1 protein-coding gene is annotated in these 916 nt (G+C 42.8%); it reads right to left on the reverse strand.

Annotated features, from left to right (window positions below; all coding sequences use genetic code 11):
- The coding region (locus tag BCAMP_RS14000) for an MSCRAMM family protein (RefSeq protein ID WP_035315684.1) at nt 1-916 on the reverse strand (916 nt) is incomplete at both ends.

The following is a 916-nucleotide window of genomic DNA, read 5'->3' on the forward strand; positions in this document are numbered from 1 at the left end:
TGGTGTTTCGCTTGTTTCTGGTGTTTCGCTTGTTTCTGGTGTTTCGCTTGTTTCTGGTGTTTCGCTTGTTTCTGGTGTTTCGCTTGTTTCTGGTGTTTCGCTTGGCTCCTCTGGATATGGAGTGATTTCAGGTGTCGGTTCAACTTCCATCTTATTGATAAAGTCACCTAGATTAGTCATAATTGTCTCCGTCATCACATCGCTAATCATAAATTCACGTTTTTCAGATGATAATTCGTATCCAATTGGCGCCTGCGTTTCTTGAAGGTAGTAATGACCAGGTGCTAATCCTACTACAGTCACTGTCCCAGTTTCATCTGATACAACATTTTCTAAGACAGGAACGTCTAAATCAGTATTAACAATTTCAAAAACAGCATTCGCTAATGGTTGTTGCTTATCATCAACTTTAGTTAATGCCACTGTGCTTTGGTAATTCGCAAGTTTGCCCGCATCGACCACTTTTGGCTCGCCTGCTTGCTCTGCTTTAATTTCAAACGCCATCGCTGTTGGGTTAAGGATGTAACCTGCTGGCGCTTTTGTTTCTACAAAGCTGTATTTGCCTGGTGCTAAATCGTTAACCGTTACTTTTCCTTCGTCGTCCGCTTTTACTGATGCAACAACCGCATCAGTTTCATCGATTACATTGAAGGCTGCTCCTGCTAATGGTTTGCCGTCGGCATCTGTTTTTAGTAATGTTGCTGTGCCTTGATAGTTCACAAACGCGCCTGTTTCAATCACTTTTGGCTCGCCTGCTTGCTCTGCTTTAATTTCAAACGCAACCGGGGTTGTGTTTAAAATGTAACCTGTTGGCGCTTTTGTTTCTACAAAGCTGTATTTGCCTGGCGCTAAATCGTTAACCGTTACTTTTCCTTCGTCGTCCGCTTTTACTGATGCAACAACCGCATCAGTTTCA

It is taken from the genome of Brochothrix campestris FSL F6-1037, from assembly GCF_000525915.1.
GTDB lineage: Bacteria > Bacillota > Bacilli > Lactobacillales > Listeriaceae > Brochothrix > Brochothrix campestris.